This is a genomic window from Sporomusa rhizae (assembly GCF_041428845.1).
Classification (GTDB): Bacteria; Bacillota; Negativicutes; order Sporomusales; family Sporomusaceae; genus Sporomusa; species Sporomusa rhizae.
Genome location: NZ_CP156925.1, coordinates 3,077,368 through 3,098,692 on the forward strand (window position 1 = coordinate 3,077,368; position 21,325 = coordinate 3,098,692).

At 41.6% G+C, this 21,325-nt stretch carries 21 protein-coding genes and 1 pseudogene; 5 read left to right on the forward strand and 17 right to left on the reverse strand.

Annotated features, from left to right (window positions below; genetic code table 11):
• Positions 1-47 precede the first annotated feature (47 nt).
• Positions 48-362 carry a hypothetical protein gene (locus tag SRRS_RS14555; protein WP_371361539.1) on the forward strand — a complete coding sequence of 105 codons (315 nt, stop codon included), beginning with the start codon at positions 48-50 and terminating at the stop codon, positions 360-362.
• A gap of 161 nt (positions 363-523) precedes the next feature.
• On the opposite strand, the gene SRRS_RS14560 is transcribed toward SRRS_RS14555, so the two are convergent.
• The gene (locus SRRS_RS14560; RefSeq protein WP_371361541.1) at positions 524-1,882 is read right to left on the reverse strand and encodes a PFL family protein; all 1,359 of its coding nucleotides are present in this window, start codon (positions 1,880-1,882) and stop codon (positions 524-526) included.
• Between the two features lie 43 nt (positions 1,883-1,925).
• Positions 1,926-2,195, reverse strand: a complete 270-nt coding sequence (locus SRRS_RS14565) for an ACT domain-containing protein (RefSeq protein ID WP_371361543.1) — start codon at positions 2,193-2,195, stop codon at positions 1,926-1,928.
• A 233-nt stretch (positions 2,196-2,428) separates the two neighbouring features.
• Here SRRS_RS14565 and SRRS_RS14570 point away from each other — a divergent pair, with 233 nt between their 5' ends.
• Positions 2,429-2,638, forward strand: coding sequence for a DUF896 domain-containing protein (locus SRRS_RS14570; RefSeq protein ID WP_371361544.1), 210 nt, complete (start codon positions 2,429-2,431; stop codon positions 2,636-2,638).
• 40 nt (positions 2,639-2,678) lie between these two features.
• Here the strand turns inward: SRRS_RS14570 and SRRS_RS14575 are convergent, their stop codons facing one another.
• The 3 genes from SRRS_RS14575 to SRRS_RS14585 all read right to left on the reverse strand — a co-directional run bounded on the left by SRRS_RS14575 (position 2,679) and on the right by SRRS_RS14585 (position 4,790).
• Positions 2,679-3,065, reverse strand: coding sequence for a DUF1540 domain-containing protein (locus SRRS_RS14575; RefSeq protein WP_371361545.1), 387 nt, complete (start codon positions 3,063-3,065; stop codon positions 2,679-2,681).
• Positions 3,066-3,122: 57 nt separating this feature from the next.
• On the reverse strand, positions 3,123-3,356 hold the full coding sequence (locus SRRS_RS14580; RefSeq protein ID WP_371361547.1) for a hypothetical protein: 234 nt from the start codon (positions 3,354-3,356) through the stop codon (positions 3,123-3,125).
• A 114-nt stretch (positions 3,357-3,470) separates the two neighbouring features.
• The gene (locus SRRS_RS14585) at positions 3,471-4,790 is read right to left on the reverse strand and encodes an APC family permease (protein ID WP_371361548.1); all 1,320 of its coding nucleotides are present in this window, start codon (positions 4,788-4,790) and stop codon (positions 3,471-3,473) included.
• Positions 4,791-4,927: 137 nt separating this feature from the next.
• Here SRRS_RS14585 and SRRS_RS14590 point away from each other — a divergent pair, with 137 nt between their 5' ends.
• Positions 4,928-6,325 carry a [Fe-Fe] hydrogenase large subunit C-terminal domain-containing protein gene (locus SRRS_RS14590; RefSeq protein WP_371361549.1) on the forward strand — a complete coding sequence of 466 codons (1,398 nt, stop codon included), beginning with the start codon at positions 4,928-4,930 and terminating at the stop codon, positions 6,323-6,325.
• 54 nt (positions 6,326-6,379) lie between these two features.
• On the opposite strand, the gene SRRS_RS14595 is transcribed toward SRRS_RS14590, so the two are convergent.
• The 5 genes from SRRS_RS14595 to modA (SRRS_RS14615) form a co-directional block, all read right to left on the reverse strand.
• On the reverse strand, positions 6,380-8,044 hold the full coding sequence (locus SRRS_RS14595; RefSeq protein WP_371361550.1) for a nucleoside kinase: 1,665 nt from the start codon (positions 8,042-8,044) through the stop codon (positions 6,380-6,382).
• A gap of 341 nt (positions 8,045-8,385) precedes the next feature.
• On the reverse strand, positions 8,386-9,078 hold the full coding sequence (locus SRRS_RS14600) for an ATP-binding cassette domain-containing protein (RefSeq protein ID WP_371361552.1): 693 nt from the start codon (positions 9,076-9,078) through the stop codon (positions 8,386-8,388).
• The gene (gene modB, locus SRRS_RS14605) at positions 9,079-9,765 is read right to left on the reverse strand and encodes a molybdate ABC transporter permease subunit (RefSeq protein WP_371361553.1); all 687 of its coding nucleotides are present in this window, start codon (positions 9,763-9,765) and stop codon (positions 9,079-9,081) included.
• Between the two features lie 8 nt (positions 9,766-9,773).
• Positions 9,774-10,589 (reverse strand): molybdate ABC transporter substrate-binding protein, encoded by an 816-nt coding sequence (gene modA, locus SRRS_RS14610; protein WP_371361555.1) that lies wholly within the window; start codon positions 10,587-10,589, stop codon positions 9,774-9,776.
• Between the two features lie 37 nt (positions 10,590-10,626).
• The gene (gene modA / locus SRRS_RS14615; protein WP_371361556.1) at positions 10,627-11,439 is read right to left on the reverse strand and encodes a molybdate ABC transporter substrate-binding protein; all 813 of its coding nucleotides are present in this window, start codon (positions 11,437-11,439) and stop codon (positions 10,627-10,629) included.
• Between the two features lie 330 nt (positions 11,440-11,769).
• Between modA (SRRS_RS14615) and SRRS_RS14620 the strand changes: the two genes are divergently transcribed.
• Positions 11,770-12,699, forward strand: coding sequence for a substrate-binding domain-containing protein (locus tag SRRS_RS14620; protein WP_371361557.1), 930 nt, complete (start codon positions 11,770-11,772; stop codon positions 12,697-12,699).
• A 175-nt stretch (positions 12,700-12,874) separates the two neighbouring features.
• On the opposite strand, the gene SRRS_RS14625 is transcribed toward SRRS_RS14620, so the two are convergent.
• The 3 genes from SRRS_RS14625 to asnS all read right to left on the reverse strand — a co-directional run bounded on the left by SRRS_RS14625 (position 12,875) and on the right by asnS (position 15,906).
• Positions 12,875-13,051, reverse strand: coding sequence for a hypothetical protein (locus tag SRRS_RS14625; RefSeq protein WP_371361559.1), 177 nt, complete (start codon positions 13,049-13,051; stop codon positions 12,875-12,877).
• Between the two features lie 287 nt (positions 13,052-13,338).
• Positions 13,339-14,586, reverse strand: coding sequence for an aminotransferase class I/II-fold pyridoxal phosphate-dependent enzyme (locus SRRS_RS14630; RefSeq protein ID WP_371361561.1), 1,248 nt, complete (start codon positions 14,584-14,586; stop codon positions 13,339-13,341).
• A 27-nt stretch (positions 14,587-14,613) separates the two neighbouring features.
• On the reverse strand, positions 14,614-15,906 hold the full coding sequence (gene asnS / locus SRRS_RS14635) for an asparagine--tRNA ligase (RefSeq protein ID WP_371361563.1): 1,293 nt from the start codon (positions 15,904-15,906) through the stop codon (positions 14,614-14,616).
• Positions 15,907-16,182: 276 nt separating this feature from the next.
• Here asnS and SRRS_RS14640 point away from each other — a divergent pair.
• Positions 16,183-17,541: pseudogene (locus tag SRRS_RS14640) on the forward strand (IS1182 family transposase); the annotation flags it as partial.
• A gap of 151 nt (positions 17,542-17,692) precedes the next feature.
• Here the strand turns inward: SRRS_RS14640 and SRRS_RS14645 are convergent.
• The 4 genes from SRRS_RS14645 to SRRS_RS14660 form a co-directional block, all read right to left on the reverse strand.
• Complete coding sequence (locus tag SRRS_RS14645; RefSeq protein ID WP_371361565.1) at positions 17,693-17,989, reverse strand: small, acid-soluble spore protein, alpha/beta type; 297 nt, start codon at positions 17,987-17,989, stop codon at positions 17,693-17,695.
• A 148-nt stretch (positions 17,990-18,137) separates the two neighbouring features.
• On the reverse strand, positions 18,138-19,007 hold the full coding sequence (locus SRRS_RS14650; RefSeq protein ID WP_371361567.1) for a hypothetical protein: 870 nt from the start codon (positions 19,005-19,007) through the stop codon (positions 18,138-18,140).
• 524 nt (positions 19,008-19,531) lie between these two features.
• The gene (locus SRRS_RS14655) at positions 19,532-20,755 is read right to left on the reverse strand and encodes an aspartate kinase (RefSeq protein ID WP_371361568.1); all 1,224 of its coding nucleotides are present in this window, start codon (positions 20,753-20,755) and stop codon (positions 19,532-19,534) included.
• 99 nt (positions 20,756-20,854) lie between these two features.
• Complete coding sequence (locus SRRS_RS14660) at positions 20,855-21,295, reverse strand: hypothetical protein (protein WP_371361570.1); 441 nt, start codon at positions 21,293-21,295, stop codon at positions 20,855-20,857.
• Between the last annotated feature and the right edge of the window lie 30 nt (positions 21,296-21,325).

Below are 21,325 nucleotides of genomic sequence, written 5' to 3' on the forward strand. Positions count from 1 at the left end.
AAATTATAAATATAAATTAAACAATAAAACCTAAGGAGCTGTTACAAATGAGTAATTCCCTGTTAGCGTTTTATGAAACGCTTGGCTTTGAGGAAACTGAGATTGAGGACGGTTTGGTCATACTGGGCATTGAACTTACCCCAGAAGGTAATTATGCTCTGCTCACCGACACTGAAGGCACCATGCCGCAGAAGCTTGACCAAGCTGTTATTTTTGCGTACTATTCACCGGAAGACGCCTTCTTATGGAGCGCAAGTTTTAAAAACTCAACTGTATTTAAAGAAATATGGACTAAATCGTCGACCACCGAAGATAAGCTTGCAGCCATTACCAACCATCGCCATGCTAATGAAGTATTTTAAAAATAATAAGTAAAAATTAAGATTGCCACGCTACTCACACTGACTATAATCTAAAGTCACAGTCAGCCACCGTTTTACCTACGAGACTTTGCCCGATACAAAGTCAGCGAACCACTTATAGGTATTTGCGGTTTAGCGTGGCAATTTTTATTTTGCTTTCTTTAATTGGTCAGACTGCGTATTGGTGCAGGAATTCTGCCGCCCCGGGCAATAAAAGCATCTGACTTAAACTTATTAACCGGAATTATTGGGCTATAACCTAACAAGCCACCAAATTCCACATTGTCTCCCACTTTTTTACCAGGCACAGGAATAATACGGACAGCAGTAGTTTTATTATTAATCATGCCGATAGCTGCTTCGTCTGCAATAATCGCCGAAATAGTAGCTGCCGAAGTATCACCAGGCACGGCAATCATATCAAGGCCAACCGAGCAAACACAAGTCATAGCTTCCAATTTTTCTAAGGTCAAGCTGCCGCGTTCCACAGCAGCAATCATACCGGCGTCCTCACTAACCGGAATAAAAGCGCCACTGAGACCGCCAACATGAGAAGAAGCCATCAGACCGCCTTTTTTCACGGCATCATTCAGTAATGCCAATGCGGCCGTTGTTCCCGGAGCGCCACAGCTCTCTAGTCCCATTTCCTCTAAAATATGAGCAACACTGTCACCTACTGCCGGTGTTGGAGCCAAGGATAAGTCAATGATTCCGAAAGGGTGACCCAAACGGCGGGATGCTTCCTGAGCCACTAACTGACCTACACGGGTAATCTTAAAAGCAGTACGTTTAACAGTCTCCGCTACCGCACTAAAATCCTGACCGCGAACATCTTCGAGCGCCCTTTTAACAACCCCAGGGCCGCTAACGCCAACGTGGATGGTCGTCTCAGGTTCGCCTACCCCATGAAAAGCGCCGGCCATAAAGGGATTGTCTTCAGGGACATTAGCAAATACTACTAGTTTGGCACAGCCTAGAGCATCACGGTCTTTAGTCCTTTCGGCCGTAAGCTTAATTATTTCGCCCATTTCCCTAACACAATCCATATTGATACCGGCCTTTGTTGACCCCAGGTTAACCGAGGAGCATACTCGCTCGGTTACAGCCAGCGCCTCAGGAATGGAACGAATAAGTATGCGATCACCATTGGTGTAACCCTTTTCTACAAGTGCAGAAAACCCACCGATAAAGTTTACGCCCACTTCCCTGGCAGCCGCATCCAATGCTTGGGCTACCTCGACATAGCTATCAGCCCGGCAGCTTTCAGCGGCGATGGCAATAGGAGTGACCGAAATGCGTTTGTTGATAATGGGAATACCATACTCGGCTTCAATATCTTCGCCAGTTTGTACCAGTTTTTCCGCCGTCCGGGTTATTTTATCGTAAATGTTGCGGCAAAGCACCTTAATGTCCGGATTACCGCAGTCCCGCAAACTAATACCCATAGTAATTGTCCGGATATCCAGCTTGTTTTCTTCAATCATGCGGTTTGTTTCATAGACGTCCTGCATTGTAAACATGTTGTTTTACCTCCAAGCGTAAGCCTTTTTAAATATGTCCGAACTAAATGCGGTGCATGCTTCTAAAAATATCTTCGTGCTGCACTTTGATATCAAGACACATAACTTCGCCTTTTTCACCAAGCAGACGTCCCAGGTCTTTCAGACTGATGATGGACTGCTCCATGTCAACAAGCATAACCATATTAAAAAAGCCATTAAGTATGTTTTGGTTGATATTCAGTATGTTAATATTATTTTCCGCTAAAATATTACTAACCATAGCAATAATACCAACTCTGTCCTGCCCAACTATTGTTATGACCGTTTTCACATTCTCACGCTCCAATAAATTTTCTATTATGTCCATTATGGTATGATAATATTATACTCATTTTCAGGAAAAAGCCAAGTGTATCTTAAGAAAAAACACTGTTCGTATAATTGCTGTTATCTACCTCAACATTCCTGACTTATTTGTTAGCCAGTCGCTATTTCAATTCACTTGCACATTTGTCGATAATTTGCTAGTATTTTATATATCACAAGGAAAGCGAGGTACTCATTTTGACAATTACTGAGCTTATCGCCAGAATCAATGAATTAGCCAAAAAGAGCCGCGAAACAGGTCTTACGGACAGCGAACGGACTGAGCAGGCTGAACTTCGCCACCGTTATATCGATCATATAAAGATTCAAGTTAAGGCACAGCTTGACTGCATCGAAGTCGTGGATGATGAAAAAGATTGTAAGTGCGGCTGCCATTCTCACCACTAATAAAAAACGCCGGAGCATTAGCCCCGACGTTTTTTTAAACTTATTTTTCAGACTCGAAGGTCTCACAATCTGTATCGGCTGTTTTTGAAGCATTAGAACCAGTAACATGAATGTTCTGAGCATTACAATAATTGCCGTTTTGCCAATGCTTGCAATTATTAACAAAGCACTCAACCGCCGGAGTGATTTGCGTTCCTTCCAGAAAAGCTGCCGATACACTGCCGCCAATATTAGCATTATGGAGAGCACCAACCATATCGCCCATAGTTTTACGATGATGGAAAGCTTTGCATAAAGTATCTTGCGCTTTAGACGAAGTGCCTTTCATTTCATCATTATAAACAGTGATTTTTGCAGCCATACACTGATCGCCAGGCATATAATGGGTACATTGATCAACAGTACATTTAACCAGCGGATTAGACATTAGCTTCACTCCTTTATTTTTTTCTATTATTTGCTTGTTAGTAGAGTTTTATGCTGATTAAATTGTTATAAGCGACACACTTACTCGATCATCATACCTGCATTTCTGGCAATATATGAGATGTATACATTGCGCTTCAGATTGAGACGGCAGAGAGGCTATTTCCGCATAAGGACTATATGGGCCAAGATAATTAGCAAGCGCCCCTCCGTCAACCATAATTTCGCCACAGTTAGGACATATTTCATTGATTGACTGTAAACCATTACATAGCGGACAAATATGTTCCATCAGCTTCACATCCCATAAATAACTGTACCTATCTAGTTTAATCCCCCACCATGTGTTTTAAACAAAAAAAGCAGGAGAAAGACAAAGTCATCCTACCTGCTAAAGAGCAAACCTCTATTTCTTTTTGATGATCATATACATTGGTATGCCAGCAAGTGTAATACCTAACGCATACAAAGCATCACCAGGATTATTCACTAACATACTGAACGCAATATATACTGAACCTAAGATTGCAATCACAGGCACTATGGGATAGCCAGGAACACTATAAGGACGTTTGCTCTTTGGGTAACGTTTACGCAAAACAAAGACGGCAGCAAACGCCAAAATATAAAAGACCCAAACAATAAACATCGCCATATCTGTTAAACGGTCAGGGTCACCAAGCGTCATAAGAATTGCTGATAATACAGCGCCTAAAAGCAAAGCATTCGCCGGCGCCCCTGATTTAGCGTGAACTTCACCTAGCATCCCGGCACCCGGTAAAAGCCCGTTCCGAGCCATAGCATAAGGCACCCGTGCCACAGTCAGTATGTAGCCATTAAGAGCACCAAATATAGAAATTAAAATGCCAATACTAATAAGCTTACCACCGACTTCACCAAATAACACTCCAGCCGCCGTGCCGGCAGCCCGATTGCTCAGAAGAACAATGTCTGAAGCAGGCAGCACATGCAGCACAGCCATATTAACCAGGAGATACGCTACCATAACAATAGACAAGCCAATAATAATCGAACGGGGCAATTCCTTGGCCGGGTTTTTCATTTCGCCAGCCACAAAACTAACATTAATCCAGCCATCATACGCCCATAGCGTTGCTAAAACAGCGGCTCCCATTCCGGCGGTTTCCGCGGCTCCACTCGGCATGGCGAGAATCTGGCCATTACCTTTCCATAAACCAGAAACAGCTATAAGAACAATTGGCACAAGCTTAGCCGCCGTAGATACTGTTTGAATAAAACCACCATATTTTGTACCCAATGCGCTGACACCAGCTAAAAAAGCAACCGTAGCAATTGCAACCGGTAATTTCCAAGTATCTGGCAGGTTAAAAAAAGGCAACAGCAGCGAAGCAAAATACAGTCCCAGTGCTCCTGTAGTCGCTGGTCCGTAAATTAAAGTTTGTACCCAACCGAATAAATACCCCCACATTTTTCCGTACACTTCATCAAGATAGGCATACAAACCGCCGGTCTTAGGTATCTGTGCTCCTAACTCGGCTATAGTAAGACCGGCAGTTATCGTAATAATACCGCCTAATACCCAGGCTGCTAGTGCCATTGTGGAATCACCGGCAGCAGCTATTACCTTTCCTGGTTTCATAAAGATTCCTGAACCAATAACCATACCGACTACCAACGCGGTAGCTGCAAGCATAGTAAAATCTTTCTTCAATGCAGGTTCTGTTTTGCAATTTTCTTTATGCATAATCTCTCCTACTATTAAAATTTTAAAAACACCAGCTACTACAATATCAAATATTTACATAAACTACAATTAGTTTTTCAACAAAATCTGACTAAATAGTCTTGGAAAAAAATATCAAAGATGAGCAGGTGGTAATTATGTCCAAAAACAATCCTACCGATCTTAATATCCGCCCCAGAATTCTCTATCAAGTAGCAAAGGCCGCTTGGGAAGGCCAATTGTTTGAGCAAAGAGAGAAAATTTGCCAATTGATACAATCAGAATTTAAAGATAGAACTACCCGCAAGTTTGTAGCTAACCAAATCAGAATTGCTATGGGGCTTGCTGCCACTGAATCTGAAGACGTCATCAACGAATACGATGAAGAAGCTCTGATGGGTATGGGCAGTGAACCCGCTGTTATTGCCAATACAGAGAGTTGCCGGAATTGTAAAGATCCCGCTTGTGAAAAAGCTTGTCCACTTAGCGCGATAACCCGTGACGAGCTTGGACGCCCGTCTATTGATCAAAGAAAATGCAGCAATGAAGGGTATTGCCTTGCCTGCGAGTTTGGCACTCTGGCCGAAAAGTCACAATTTATCCCTCTTATTAATCTGCTTAAACAGAACACCCATAAGGTGTATGCTTCGGTTGCTCCAGCTTTTGCCGGACAATTTGGTGCTGAAGTAACGGCAGGTAAACTACGCAGCGCCTTGTTGAAACTAGGATTTAGCGAAATGGTAGAAACAGCTCTATATGCTGACTTAATTACAATAAAGGAAGCCTTTGAATATAATGAACATGTTAAAGAAGCGCAGGATTTTTTAATTACCAGTTGCTGCTGTCCCATTTGGATAAAGTTAATCGAAAATAAATTTCCCGACTTAGTAGGTCATATCTCTCCTTCTGTTTCGCCAATGATTGCTTCCGGCCGAGTTATTAAAGAGTTTGAGCCTGATGCCAAAGTAGTGTTTATCGGCCCCTGCGTAGCAAAAAAATCCGAAGCTCAGTTGCCTGATTTGCGGGGAGCTATTGACTTTGTACTGACATTTCAAGAACTTGAAGCCATCTTTGAAGCAGCCAATGTTAATCCGGCCGATGGACCGGACGAAGAAAACCCTGTAGCCTCCTGGGGTGGACGGCTATATGCCCGGACAGGCGGAGTCAGTGCTGCAGTTGGCACTACACTTGAAAAACTAATTCCCCGCCGGGCTGAAAAATTTAACCCCATTAAAGTTGACGGTATCCCAGACTGTACCAAACTGCTGGAAGATATTCGCGCTGGTAAACTTGAAGCAAATTTTATTGAGGGTATGGCTTGCAAAGGTGGTTGTGTTGGCGGTCCTGGCCGCCTAATTCCACCCGATCAAGGTACCTCACATGTAAATGACTACGGCAACCTTTCGTCTGCCCGGACACCGGTTGAAAATCCGCAGGTATACTCTATCCTCGCAAAACTAGGACACTACCGCGATATGCCTGCAATGACAGGTACCAGTAAAATGGCTGCTATCCTCGCGCGCAAGTTAGAACCCAATCCCGGTTCTAAACAATAATATACTAAGATCAGAAATGACCCTGCACTTTTGTGCAGGGTCACTAATTTTTATCTAATGTTTGTCAAAACATGATTTTCCAATAAACTCGCGCAATATTGAGTTTTGCGGGATTTCATCGTCTTCTACCGTCCGGAAATACTCCAGGAAATTTAAGAGCCGCCGCGCTTCAGAATACTCGGCATTTTCGCGTGTAACCTTTTCCAAAAGTGGTTCGGCGCATTTTTTCAGCACTGCCAATTCATAGATAAGTGCTGAGTTAAACATGAGATCCGCATCTTCTTGGAACGGGAAAATGTTCCGTTCTTCTCCCCGGCGCACAGATGGCCACATTTTGAGAGTCATCAACGCATCATGAGAACGAAACTCACTGTCACGAACAATTCTACGAATGAGTCGGGCATCAGTTGTCGGAATGCGATTATGATTGTCTATAGATAATTGCGTTAAAGCACTAATATATATTTTGATTTTACAATGACGTGGGACCGCACTTGTCAGTCGTTCATTCAGGCCATGAATTCCTTCAATAATTAAGGGCTGGCCTTTATCCACTTTAATACGGTGTCCACGGTATTCCCGCTGCCCTGTCTTAAAGTTAAAAGTCGGCATCTCCACTTCTTCTCCGGCTAAAATTCTTGCCAGATGCGAATTAAATAGTTCCAAATCAATGGCCTCTATAGACTCAAAATCATAATCGCCGTTTTCATCCACTGGTGTTTTTTCTCTATCCACAAAATAATCGTCTAAGGACACAGGAACAGGCCAAACCCCGTTAACCCGCAATTGGATATTAAGTCTTTGTGCGAAGGTTGTTTTGCCTGAGGAGGACGGGCCTGCCACTAAGATAACCCGCACTTCATCTCGATGCGAAGAAACAAAATCGGCAATTTGAGCTATCTTCTTTTCGTGCAAAGCTTCGGCTACCCTAATAATATCTTTAATATCATGCTTACCGATACACTGGTTAAGAGTAGCGACATAACCACAGCGCAGAATATTGCCCCACTGGGCGGCTTCCTGGAATATCTTAAACAATTTAGGATTCTCAACAAACTTAGGCAACACGGCAGGATTCTCTTTTTCAGGCAAGCGTAAGATAATCCCCGGCGGGTAGTATTTTAGCTCAAACACTTTTAAATAGCCTGTAGACGGTGTCATATAGCCATAAAAATAGTCATAAACCTTGCCACAATAATATACACTTACTTTTTCTCTATCTAATTGTTCAAGCAGGCTTACTTTCTCCAGCTGTCCGGCAGCTTTAAATAATTCGATCGCTTCGGTTTTAGGTAAAACCTTCCGAATAAACGGCCGGTCTTCGCTGACTATTTGCCGCATATGCCGCTCAAGATTGGCAATATCCTCAGGTGTTACGTCTCTGCCATGGTGCAGTTCACAATACATTCCTTTACTTAACGAATGTTCCACTGTTACTTCACAGTCAGGGAATAATTCCCGGGCTGCAACAATCATAAGCAAAGTTACACTACGCTGATATACCTTCATTCCGGCATCGCTGCGCAGCTCAAGGAAATCCACCATACAATCTTCTTCTAACACGTTTTGCAAGTCTCTAATCTCATTATTTACTTTGGCAGCCACGACCGGTGTTGTATATCTATGAGCAGCATCCCGGCTTATTTCGAGCAGTGTAACGCCTTTGTTATATTCATCAATACGGCCATTTGAAAATGTTATAGTTATTTTTTCTGCCACCTGAAAGGCCCCCTCGTTATGTGATAAGGTAGACTTAGCTTCAGGTGGGGTTTTAACCCCATCTGAAGGTTAGTCGCCCTTATCCAGGGACTTAGTCGCTCTTAACTCCCGCGTTTAGAAGCGGGAGTCTTAGAGCAACTTGGTCACAGGATAAAGGTTTCCCTATACTATATATAAATAATTCAACTATATTCTTCTATTTTCCTTCGATAATAATCATTTAATATAACTCTCTTATAATATCACCGCTCTTAACTCCTGCAAGGAGTCTTAAAGAGAGTTAGTCATCGGATAAAAAAAATCAGCGAAAGAAAAGTTTTTCTTTCGCTGTATATATAGTCTTAATTTATCTGATTAAGACTTGGATATTGGACAAAGTTATTTAACCAGGGAATCGACTTAGCTACCTGTTTACCTCTCTCTAAAAATAGGAATTGATCACCTAATGCCTGTGCCTCTTCTAAACTATGTGTTACAAGAATAAACGGGATATTCCATATTCCTTGAATTTTTTTCAGTTCTGCCTGCAGCTCCAAACGGGTATCACTATCCAGCGCCGACAATGGTTCATCCAATAATAAAATAGCGGGCTCTGCCATTAACGCACGCGCCAAAGCCACACGCTGCTTTTCTCCACCGGATAATTTGTCAACAAACCGTGTTGTCAAATGTTCAATACGCAGCAGGCCTAACAGCCTTTCATAAAGTTCACGCGATGTTATATTATCCTGTTTAACTCCATACCAAATGTTTTTCCTGACATCCATATGCGGAAACAACGCAAATTCTTGAAACATATATCCCACGCGTCGTAACTGCGGCGACATAAATTTTCTTTCTGTTGAAGAAAAGAAAGTACGGCCGTCATGAACAATCTTGCCCTCATCTGGCTTGATAAGCCCGGCAACCGCACGTAAAATAGTTGTCTTGCCTGCTCCCGAAGACCCGAATAATACCAAGATATTGTTTGTAACAGTAAATTCAATGTCCAAAGTAAAGTCTGATAATTTTTTCTTCATAGCTACTGTGAGCATCTAGAATAACCCCTTTATGGACGATTTGCCGCCTCGCGCTTTCGACCAGACATTTAACCATAGAATTAGGAAAAATGTAATGCCGCTAATCATTAGGACATATGCGCCAGCCAGAGTCAAATTATTCGATTCTGCGGCAAAATAAATTGCTAAAGGGATGGTTTGCGTCTTACCAGGAATATTACCGGCCACCATTATGGTAGCCCCAAACTCGCCTAGTGCCCGAGCAAAAGATAATACCACACCGGCTACCAAGCCCGGCCAGGACAATGGAATAGTTACTGTCCAAAAAACCCGCCAGTTACCTGCCCCTAGTGTTCGCGCGGCATCCTCCAGATTATGATCCACACCCTGAAAAGCAGCTTTGGTACTTTGGTACATTAATGGAAATGCAACCACTGTGGCTGCAAGTATAGCCGCATACGGAGTAAATATAATCTGAGTATGTAGGTTTTCGGACAAAAAACGCCCTATTGGCCCTTGCTTCCCAATCAACAGCAGCAACACAAAACCTGTTACAACAGGCGGCAGTACCAAGGGTAAAGCAAAGAATGCTTCCAGCGCACTTTTACCAGGAAATTCAAAGGTGCGCATCATATACGCGGCAGCTACTCCAAAAATAAAGACAAATATTAGCGCAACAAGCGCAACCTTAACTGACAATAGGACCGGCTGCCATTCTATCACAAATTCACCTACTTTACTCCCGCTCCGACAAAATTAAAACCATATTTTTTAAATATTTCTGCGCTTTGTGAACCACAAAGATATTCCAGCAAAGCTTCTGTTTCTTGTGGATGTTGCGAGTTAGCCATAATTACCGCTGGAAAATTAACCGGTGTATGTGATCCTTCCGAAGCTACTGCGACAACTTTTACCTTATCACTTAATGCTGCCACTGTCGAAAAAGCAATGCCAGCATCAACATTACCTGTTTCTACATAGGCAATGATTGTGCGAACATCTTTAGCCTGTACTGCTCTATCTTTAACATCTTCCCATATCCCAATACTTTTAAGCGACTCTAAGGCGTATTGACCGGCTGGAACTGTTCCTAATTCGCCAATACCAAATTTTGTAACCGTTTTTAAGTCTTGAAAATTTGTAATTGGCGACTGTGAGTTTTTGGGCACAACTAGAACCAATTTATCACTAACCAGTATTTTACGTGATGAAGGTACTACAAGATTTTTGTTTTGTAATTCGTTAACTTGCTTCAGGGAAGCAGAGATAAATAAATCAGCAGGAACGCCCTGCTCCAATTGTTTTTGCAAAACTCCGGCTGGACCAAAGTTAAACACAATTTTTACGTTTTTGTTAGATACTTCATATTCTTTTTGAATTTCTTGCAAAACATCTTTTAGACCAAGGGCGGCAGAAACATTAATTGTTATTGGCTCTGGCAGTTTAGAAGATACTTGGGCTACAGGCTTTGCTACCCAAATTGTACCCGTAAGAGCCAGGATGGCAATTATGCCAAACAGCCAATTCGCTGTATATTTACGGTTCATTTATAAACCACCTCACCCCACTCCAGCCAAACAACTTTTATTTCCCCATTGTAAAGCCATATTTCTCAAATATTGCTTTACTTTCTGCACTAAACAAATATTCAGTAAAAGCTTCGGCCGCCTTTTGCTGTTTGGTACCAGAAGTTATCGCAACCGGATATACGATAGGTTGATGGCTGCCTTCCGGTGCAACCGCAGCAACCTTTACTTTATTACTGGAGATAGCGTCAGTCTTATACACAATCCCTGCTTCGACATTGCCTGTTTCAGTATAAGCCAATACTGTACGCACATCTTTAGCAAATACAACCCGCTCTTTTAGCTTATCCCAAAGACCTAGTTTTTGTAAAACTTGCTGGGCATATTGACCGGCAGGCACTGTAGCAGTCTCCCCAAGCGCAATTTTCTGCACGGCATCCTGACTTAAATCTTCGTATTTGGTTATGTTAAGTTTAGTATCTTGGGGAACAACAATTACTAACTTGTTTTCAACTAAATTTTTACGCGTTGCTTTGTTAATTAAATTTTTTGCTTCCAATTCATTCATTTGTTTAGGAGCAGCCGAAATAAAGATATCGGCCGGCGCGCCCTGTTCGATTTGTTGTTGAAGAGCACCAGATGCTCCAAGATTGTACAAAATTTTTACATTAGGATTTTTGGCCTGGTAATTTTTTTGAATTTCGGCAAGCGCATCCTTAAGACTGACAGCAGCCGATATATTAAGTTCTACCTGTTGTGCTTGCTGCGCCGCTGGTGGCGTTTGCTTTTCACTGCCGCAGCCAACCAGACTAAACGCAGCAACTACTATCAAACTCCAGATCACAAATACTCTTGTTTTAATTCTTCTCATTTTCTTCCCCTCCTAAAATCACTCTATCCGGGCAAAATAATTTCCCCATAGATAGGCGTAAAACATAACAAATCAACCTCTCACAAAAAATAAACTAACATAATCAAACTATACACAATTTAAATGATATAAGTTAAATATGTAAATTGATTATTAAAAGTATAATTCTTGCTGCGAGCCTAAGAAAACACTAATATATCATCAAATTACACAAATTAAAACTAACATAAGCAAACACAAGCTCTATGGTGTTATTATAGTATTTGTTGTATGATAATTGCAAGAGCTTGTCAATAAATAGATATACTATTTTTTAATAGAGGTGTATATATGAGTGACACAACTTCCTACACCCCCACAGAAGTAGCTAAAATTTTAAAAATATCTCGTTTTACCGTTTATGAAATGATTAAACGTGGAGATCTTGCCGCCTATCATATTGGTCGCAAAGTTCGTGTTGAAGCACCGGACTTAGAGGTTTACATCCAGAAGTCCAAGAAAAATAAACTGCCCCAATCTCCCGCCTCCGTCCAACAACCGCCAGAAATCGATCAGAACTACCTTATAATTTGCGGGCAAGACATCTTACTTGACATTTTGACCCGACATCTTGAGAAAGCTATGCCCCATGTCCGCTGTTTTCGCAATCATTCCGGAAGCATCGATGGTTTATTAGCCCTTTATCGCGGAACCGCAAATGTCGTTACTGCCCATCTGTGGGATAGCGACACCGACACTTACAATACTCCTTACATCCGCAGGTTTTTGCCGGGACACCGGGCATTGGTTTACAATTTGGCCTATCGTAACGCGGGGTTTTATGTTGCAAAGGGTAATCCTAAGAGCATCAACACCTGGAATGACTTGATACGCCCTGACGTAACTCTCATCAACAGGGAGCGTGGTTCCGGCGCCAGAGTTCTACTTGACGAAATGCTTCACGTCCTTGATCTAGATTATCGTCAAATTAATGGCTATACCCGAGAGGAAATGACTCATCTTGCAGTCGCAAGCACTGTGGCCAGAGGTGAGGCCGATGTAGGTATCGGTATTGAAAAAGCCGCATTACAAGTCAGTGATATTGATTTTATTTTTCAAAAAAAAGAGCGCTACGATATTGTCTTTCATAAGGAAGATGCCGACAAACCTCACTTTCAAGCATTGCTATCTATTATTCGTTCGGATATATTCCATAATGAGGTTGCCGGCATGGGCGGCTACGATTTATCACAAACAGGTCAACTTATGGGAAATATGTAAAATAAACTTCTGCTAACCCATTGAAAGCGACTGTCTTAGAAAAGCTATACTTTCTGTTAGCGCTAGTAGGAAAGCCACTATGGGCTTTCCTTTTTCTTTTTTGTAGATAAAAAATATCCAGCCTTCCCTAGCTATCGGAAAGGCTGGACGCGTGAAACCATTACTACTTTAAACTTCACCGTAACATCTTGAACAGCCGATAAGCGATTATTGGCAGCGGCATTCTTCTTACCGCCAGCCGCATACCTAATGAGACCAGGAACATAGCCCCTAAAACATGCACAATCCAAAAACCGGCGCGAGGAAACTCCATCGTTGTATCATCGACTAAATTTTTGTGACGGCAACTCATCAGTATCGACCTCCTTAAAAATAGTATTTCCCGCACCGCTATATTCAAGCACTGGTAAAATCTTATACTAACTAAATATCGCGTCGTCTTCGGATTAGCCCGCAGGCTAAACGTCGTCCTGAATTGCCTGCAGACTGAGCACGATATCTGCCGCTATACGCTCAGCAACTTTCTCATATATAAAGTTGCATAGATAACTATGGTTATATATTATTTTCCGGCTAGTTTTGGTGACAAAAAAAGCGAGATTGCAGCTTATTGCATTCTCGCCCTTTTACTATATTAAATTATTTATCAACAGCAGCTAAAGCTTGAGCTACTTTACCAGCCATGCCGGTAATCTTAGCTGACGGTACAGCACATACCGCAATCCGAACTCCTTTAGCCAGAGGCACCGCGAAAATGTGATCATCATGCAGCTTCTCGCAAACAGCATCAGGATTTTTAGCCGGAATTGTCAGGAAGAACCCTGCAATGTATGGCAACATATGCAGATTAGCTTCTTTTGCTTCACGCATAAAGATATTTGACCGCTCACGAATAAGAGAATAATATTCGTTACGTTCTTTTTCAACTTGTGCCAAGATAGCCTTATCATTATAAATGGTAGCTAACAGACGCATACAGCCGCGGTTGATGTTCGACCAGGTTGCCCGGCTAGTATATTGGTTAATATCTTCAAATTCTTTGATGATTTCTTTGCTGCTAGAAACACCGATTATAGCACCAGTACGTTGACCATACATTGTATAGCCCTTAGACATACTGAATGCCAAAATGATCAAAACATTATCAGGCAGATTACTGAATTTCTTCATAAATGCCCGCGATTCGTTTTTTTCGCCGGCATAATCCAAATAGGCAATATCTACCATAAGGACAATTCGCTTGGATTGATCTTTTGCAGCTGTCTTAGCAACATCCAGCACGCTGTCCCATTCGCTGTCTGTCAGGCTATAACCAGTAGGGTTATGCGCCGGAGTGTTAATTAAAGCTACAACGCTGTTTTGTTTAGCTAAAAGTTCGTTAACTTTACTTTCAAAGGACTTAATGTTGAATTTTTGCTTTTCATCGAAGAGAGTATATGTATCAAGTTTACGTAGAGCGTCTTCACACAACACTTTGTACGGTCCCCAGTACCAATCAGAAGTAAGCAGGGTATCACCGATCTCGGTGTAATTCGCGATAGTATGGTGAATTACACCGGAGCCACCGGCAGTAGCAACGGCAGCAGTATAGGCCTCAGGCCGGTTATCGGCAAAAGTCAATGCCATTGCCGCTTCCAAGTAGTCCGGCAAGCCGGCGATAGGCGCGTAGTTTATTACTTCATTCATAGGCAGATTACGAAATACTTTTTCTACCGTAGGCAGACATACCAGAGTCTCTTTATCATCCAAAATAGCACCGATAGTGGCGTTTACAACTACCTCGTTGCCATACTTAGCAACATCTTTGTTGGCAGCTGCTGAGGCTCCGAAGATTTTGTCAGTAGCAAATTTGCCTCTTGCATGTGATGCGGCAATACTTACAGTCATTTTATCTCCCCCTTATAATTAAAAAATTTAAGGATACATCTTATGAAGCATTCTTGGGAAAGGAATGGTCTCTCTGATGTGCTCCAAACCGCACAACCAGGCAACTGTCCTTTCTAGTCCAAGGCCAAAACCTGAATGAGGTACTGCGCCGAACCGCCGTAAATCAAGATACCATTCAAAAGCTTCTTTTGGTAATTTGTGTTCAGCAATACGCTGTTCTAACAAAGCCAACTCGTCAATACGTTGTCCGCCGCCGATAATTTCCCCGTACCCTTCCGGCGCTAATAAATCGGCTCCTAAAACTACTTTGGGATTCTCGGGGTCCGGCTTCATGTAAAACGCTTTAATTTCGGTTGGATAGCGATGTACAAATACCGGCGAGTTGAAATGGTTGGATATAATAGTCTCGTGTGGCGCACCAAAATCATCGCCCCAGGTAAATTCTTCCCCTGCCTGTTTAAGAATTTCTACGGCATCAGTATAGCTAATACGCGGGAAAGGCAGTTTGACAGCTTTTAATTTTTCTACATCACGTTCTAAGGCTTTTAGCTCATTTTGGCATTTTGTAAGTACACGCTGGATGACATAGTAAATCATTTCTTCTTGGAGTTCCATGTTTGCATCAATGTCAAAGTAAGCCATTTCTGCTTCAATCATCCAAAACTCCAATAAATGCCGGCGCGTTTTGGATTTCTCTGCCCGGAAGGTAGGTCCAAAACAATATATACGTCCTAATGCCATAGCATTTGCTTCATTATATAACTGACCGCTCTGTGATAAATAACCTTTTTCGCCATGATAGTCAAGTTCAAAAAGATTAGTAGTTCCTTCACACGCTGCCGGAGTAATAATTGGTGCATCAGCTAGAACAAAATCACGCTCATAAAAAAAATTTCTTAATGCATGCTCGATTTCCGAACGAATACGTAACACGGCCGCCTGGCGCGGTGTACGAATCCAAAGATGCCGATGTTCAGCCAGAAAATCCACACCGTGTTCTTTATGAGTAATAGGGTAGTCTTCCGCAAGACTAACTATCTCCAGGCTTGTTACCTGCATTTCATAGCCGCCAACCGAGCGTGGTTCTTCACGAACAATTCCAATTACCTTAACAGCACTTTCCTGAGTTAACTTTTTCGCTTCAGCAAATAACTCTTCGCCTACTTCTTGTTTTACAACCACGCCTTGCATAAGTCCCGAGCCATCCCGGATAATAAGAAAAGAGATTTTCCCGGAGGATCGCAAATTGTAAACCCAGCCCTGCACAGTTACCTGCTCGCCAACATGACGAGATAAATTCTTTATTAATGCTGTTTCCACTAATTGCACTCCCTTTTAACGAAAATAGTCTATCTATTTAGTACATCGACATATAGTAAATGATGGTTATATGCCTATTATATACCTATTCTGGCTATACCATTATATTTCCTGTCTAAAAATTTAGTATATCCAGCTTTTTTTAATAGAAAAAGCAGGCTTTATGCCTGCTCAGGCTGTCGACAAAGTCGGCAGCCTTTTTATATTTGAGAACCTCTTCTAATCCGGTGTGAAATATAGTAAAATAGAGATAATAAGAGATTGGGAGAGATAATCGTGCTTAAGAAGAAAAACAGAGTGATAATCGACCAAGTCGAATTTGTTTGTCTAAGCGAGCTAGTTCCACAAGATCATTTACTGCGCTTAGTTGATGCAAGCATAAAATTCGATTTTATATATGATGAAGTTAAAGATTTATACAGTGATACTACTGGCAGACCCAGTATCGATCCGGTCGTTCTGATAAAATTGCTAGTACTGCAGATTTTGTACGGTATTACATCTATGCGTCAAACAATTAGCGATGCTCAAGTCAATCTTGCTTACCGCTGGTTCTTAGGCTACGGCTTTCAGGAGAAGATACCGCATTTTTCTACCTTCGGGAAGAATTATGAAAGACGGTTTAAAGAAAGTGACCTCTTTGAAAAAATCTTTGAAAGAGTGTTATTTGAGGCCATAGAATGTGGTTTTATCAAAGCAGATGCTGTATTTTTTGATGCTAGTCATGTTAAGGCCAACGCCAATAAAAACAAGTATGTTAAAAAGATGGCCCAGCATCGAGTACATAAATATAAGCGTGAATTGATGATTGAAATTAACGCTGACCGTGAATCACATGGCAAGAAACCTTTTACCGATGACAACGACAATGATTCTGACGGAACAATGATTGAAGAAAAGGAAGTCAAAGAAAGTACAACTGACCCAGAAAGTGGTATGTTCCATAAAGGTGAAAAAGAGCGTTGCTTTGCTTACACCGCCACAGTGGCCTGTGAGCGCAACAATTTTATTCTTGGTGTTAAAACAGCCCCAGGTAATGTTCATGATAGTCAGGTGTTTACCGATGTATTTCAAGATGTCATTGAAAAATTTAATGACATAAAAGCAGTAGTTGCCGATTCTGGTTACAAAACGCCGGGAGTATGTCGTGAAATTATGCAAGCAAATAAAATACCGGTTATGCCCTACAAACGCCCTATGACTAAAGAAGGATACTTTAAGAAATACGAGTATGTTTATGACGAATACTATGACTGCTATATCTGCCCCAATAACCAAGTGCTAAAATATTCCACTACAAATAGAGAAGGCTATCGGGAATACAAAAGCAATCCCAAGATATGTGTCCAATGCTCACTGCGTATGCAATGTACCCAAAGCCAAAACTTTACAAAAGTCGTAAACCGGCATATCTGGGAATCTTGCGTTGAATATGCAGAGGATGTCCGTCATACTCACCAAGGCCAAGACCTATATCGCCGCCGAAGCCAAACCATTGAACGTGTCTTCGCAGATGCGAAAGAAAGACATGGAATGCGCTATACTCGCTATCGTGGCTTGAGGAAAGTACAACACTACCTCACGCTTCTTTTTGCGTGTATGAATTTAAAGAAGTTAGCAATGTGGAAAAAAAAGCGCGGTATGTTACCGCCTTTTTCAAGAACTTTTCCGTCTATGTTATCAAAATTTATGAAACTCGTAACTATTAACAAAATCCCGCTTGTTGGCCTTCCGGCCTGAAGCGGGATTTGTCTACACTCTGAGCAGGCTTTATGCCTGCTTAGGATTATTCGTTGATATCATATTGAGAAGTAAGCGTAGTACCTGCATTTTGTTGGTTAGCTTTGTTTGCTTTGTTAGCCTGATTTCCTTGATTCCCACCTTGTCCACCAAATTGATTTTCTTGGGACTCAATCATTTTGCGAACCATGTTTCCACCTACCCGGCCGTTGTCAGCCGACGTAAGAGCGCCCTTGTAGGTGTTTTTGTAATCTTTAAGACCAAGTTCGGCAGCTGTTTCTTCTTTCAAACGGTCGAGGCCATTTTGCGCTGCAGGGTTCACAGGTTTATTAGTCCTTGACATTACGCAAAACCTCCATTTTTAAAATATTTTTGGTGCCTGTTTATATAATGCCTGTTATTAAAAACATAAATACATTGTAATATATGGCATAACTGGTGCAAATTAAAAAGGCGGCTTATGCAAAGCCGCCTTGAAAAAGTTGATTAAATTAGAAGTTTACAGAGAATTCTACGTTAGTACGATTTTGGTCAACATCGGTAGTATGGTTTTTACCCATGTCATGGTATACGGCAAGTTTAGCATTGTCAGATACTTTGTAATCGGCTTTTACTTTGAAGCCTTTGGAGTCGCTATAGTTGTAATTGGTAGTATGGTTGTTAATTGCGCCTGCGTCAATATCGCGGTAAATAAGGGAATAATCAATATCGCCTTTTTTAACAGCATTGCCAACCTTTACTTCAGCAAGATATCCGGTAGCGCTGGTGTCGGTATTTTTCACATATTCAATGTTGAATGCCGCATTGTTCGTAATCGGAGTAGAAGCATTTACACCCCAATATTTAGCGTCATCTTGTTTAAGATAGTTAGCACCAACATTTACTTTACCAAAAGAAGTTGCCATTTCGGCTAAGGTAATTTTATTAGCATCGTTATCATGACCATAGAAACCGCTTAATTTTACATTTTCTAAAGTTGTTCCAGCTTGTACACCACTAAAATTGTCGTCGTCCATCAACAAACCTTGGCCGGAGTATAACGATTGCTTACCAGCTTTGATATCAACATTGCTAAATTTGGCTCCAAGATAAGCTTGGTCAAAAGTTACCCCATTAGAACCATTGCCATTTTTCAGATCGTTAAGCATAACAGCACGACTATGAAGCGAGAAAGTGTCATCAATGCTGGCATCCATGTTTAACCGAACGCGGTTAATAAGGTAGTTGTCAGTACCACCACTGGTTTGGTTGTTCCATTCAATTTTAGCGTCACCGGAGAAAGCAGGAGCGGCGGCGAAAACCGATGCAGTAGATACTGCCAGAGTAGCCATCACAGCGGCAGCAATCAATTTCTTTTTCACAGTAAGTCCCTCCCTAGTTTTTTGAATTCTTTGTTTTTTTGCTACAGGAATCCAGGTTCAAGTTACCCATACTAACCTGTCTAGCCTGCGTTTCCTGGGAGGTTACTGCCCTTTCCAAAATGAGTTTCCACGTTTCCTCATATGTACTCAGCTTTACCTCAGACCAGTTTTTCAGACTGACCGATTATACTTATTACTCTTCCTTTTAGTTCTTTATTACGCTATTGGAGTAATAAGCATCGCCAAGCAGTTAATTTATTATGTTAACTACCTAGTGTTGTAACTAATTCGCTTACTTTACTACAATTCCTTTTTATTTTAGATAAAATATAGTTAGTAATTAATTGAAATTCATGAAATGCTTACCATTAACATTTTGCTATTATGTTAACTATATTACAAGCAAAATAAAACAGTCCCCACATAATTAGGGACTGTTTACGCTCTGCATAGAACAAAAGATACTTCGCCAAGATTAATATTGTTCCGCTGCCGTTATGAAGGTTGGCATAAGCCTTGCTCCTTTAGTTAGCAGGAAAGAAACGATTATGTATGGAGTTAACAGCTTGTTTTACTTTTCCTGCTTCGATAAGACAAGATATACTGATTTCTGAGGTACTAATAACCTCAATATTAATACTTGCATCAGCCAAAGCACCAAAGGTAGCAGCCGCAATTCCTGGGTTGCCTAACATACCGGCGCCTACAACTGAAACTTTAGCTACATTCTCGTCAATTGTCAGCCCGCCAAAACTTATTTCCTGATTGATCTTTTCAAGTATACTCCTGGCTCGGGCAACATCGCCTTGCGCAATGGTAAACACCATATCAATAATATCTTTGTCAGCTACACGAATACTTTGCACAATCATGTCAACATCGATATTAGCTTTCGCCAGCGCAGAAAATATTTTATACGCAATTCCAGGACGGTTAGGTACTCCTAATACAGCAATTTTGGCAACATTGGTGTCATGAGTTACACCACGAATTACAAACTCTTTTTCTTCCATCGTATATTCCTCCCTGATAAAAGTACCTTGTTCGTGTGTAAAAGTGGAACGGACATGAATCGGCATACCATAATGTTTTCCTAGTTCTACGGAACGCGGGTGCATTACACCGGCACCGAGTCTAGCCAGTTCAAGCATTTCATTATAGGTAATTTCTTTCATCCGCCTTGCATCTGAAACAACTCTGGGATCGGAAGAATAAATACCATCGACGTCAGTGTATATCTCGCAGTGATCGGCCTTTAAGCCTGCCGCTACGGCAACTGCGGTAGTATCCGAACCACCCCGGCCCAAAGTAGTAATATCTCCAGCCTTAGTTATTCCCTGAAAACCTGCAACTACTACTATTTTGCCAGCATTAAGTTCTGCTAACACCTTTTCCGGAGCAATACCGGTAATCTTGGCTTTATTAAAAACCTCGTTTGTGGTAATACCCGCCTGGAACCCAGTCATAGACACGGCCTCATGTCCTAATTTAGCAAAAGCCATGGCTAAAAGGGAAATGGATATCTGTTCACCTGTTGCTAAAAGCATATCCATTTCCCGTCCATAGGTTTTGTCTGTCACTGCTTCAGCCAAACTTATTAAATCGTCTGTAGTATCTCCCATTGCTGATACTACAACGACAATTCTATCTTCCGGGTGCTTTTCCTGCAACACCCGTTTGGCAACTGCCATAATTTTTTCGGGTGTAGCTACAGAGCTTCCTCCGAATTTTTTTACAATTAGTGCCATGACCATCCCCCTCTAGTATACACATTTAATTGGCATGGCACTTTATATTCTCCATATAAATACAATATCCTTCTACAAGTGGACAAAAAATTAGGGAAATTAATTTCCCAGATAAATATTGATAAAGATAAGACCGGCCAGAACAATTTCCAAACAGCCTTTGCTAAGCATTATCATATTGTCTTCCTGATTGTAACACCACTCGGTAAAATTGCGGTTAGCGGCTTCCATGTCTTGCCACAATCCGATTGTACCCAAAATAGCGGTAAGCATTGCTACTGTCTTGAGCCCAATGGTTGGAAAGACAGCACTAATAATGATAAAGTAGCACGAAAGAATTATCCAAACGAAAAATAACAAAATAAGCGCAACACGCCGGGCGACTTTTGAACCGGCGTGCCTCGCTAATTTAAGTAACGCCATTCTACTAAAACGGCGCCCACATAAAATTTCACCTTTTTCATAACGCATGTAACGTTGAGGAATGGTATAGTTCCAAAGAAAAGAACAGCAGGCCATAATCAGCAGCATTTTTTGCATACCGCTCAACCCCCCGGCAAATTATGCTTC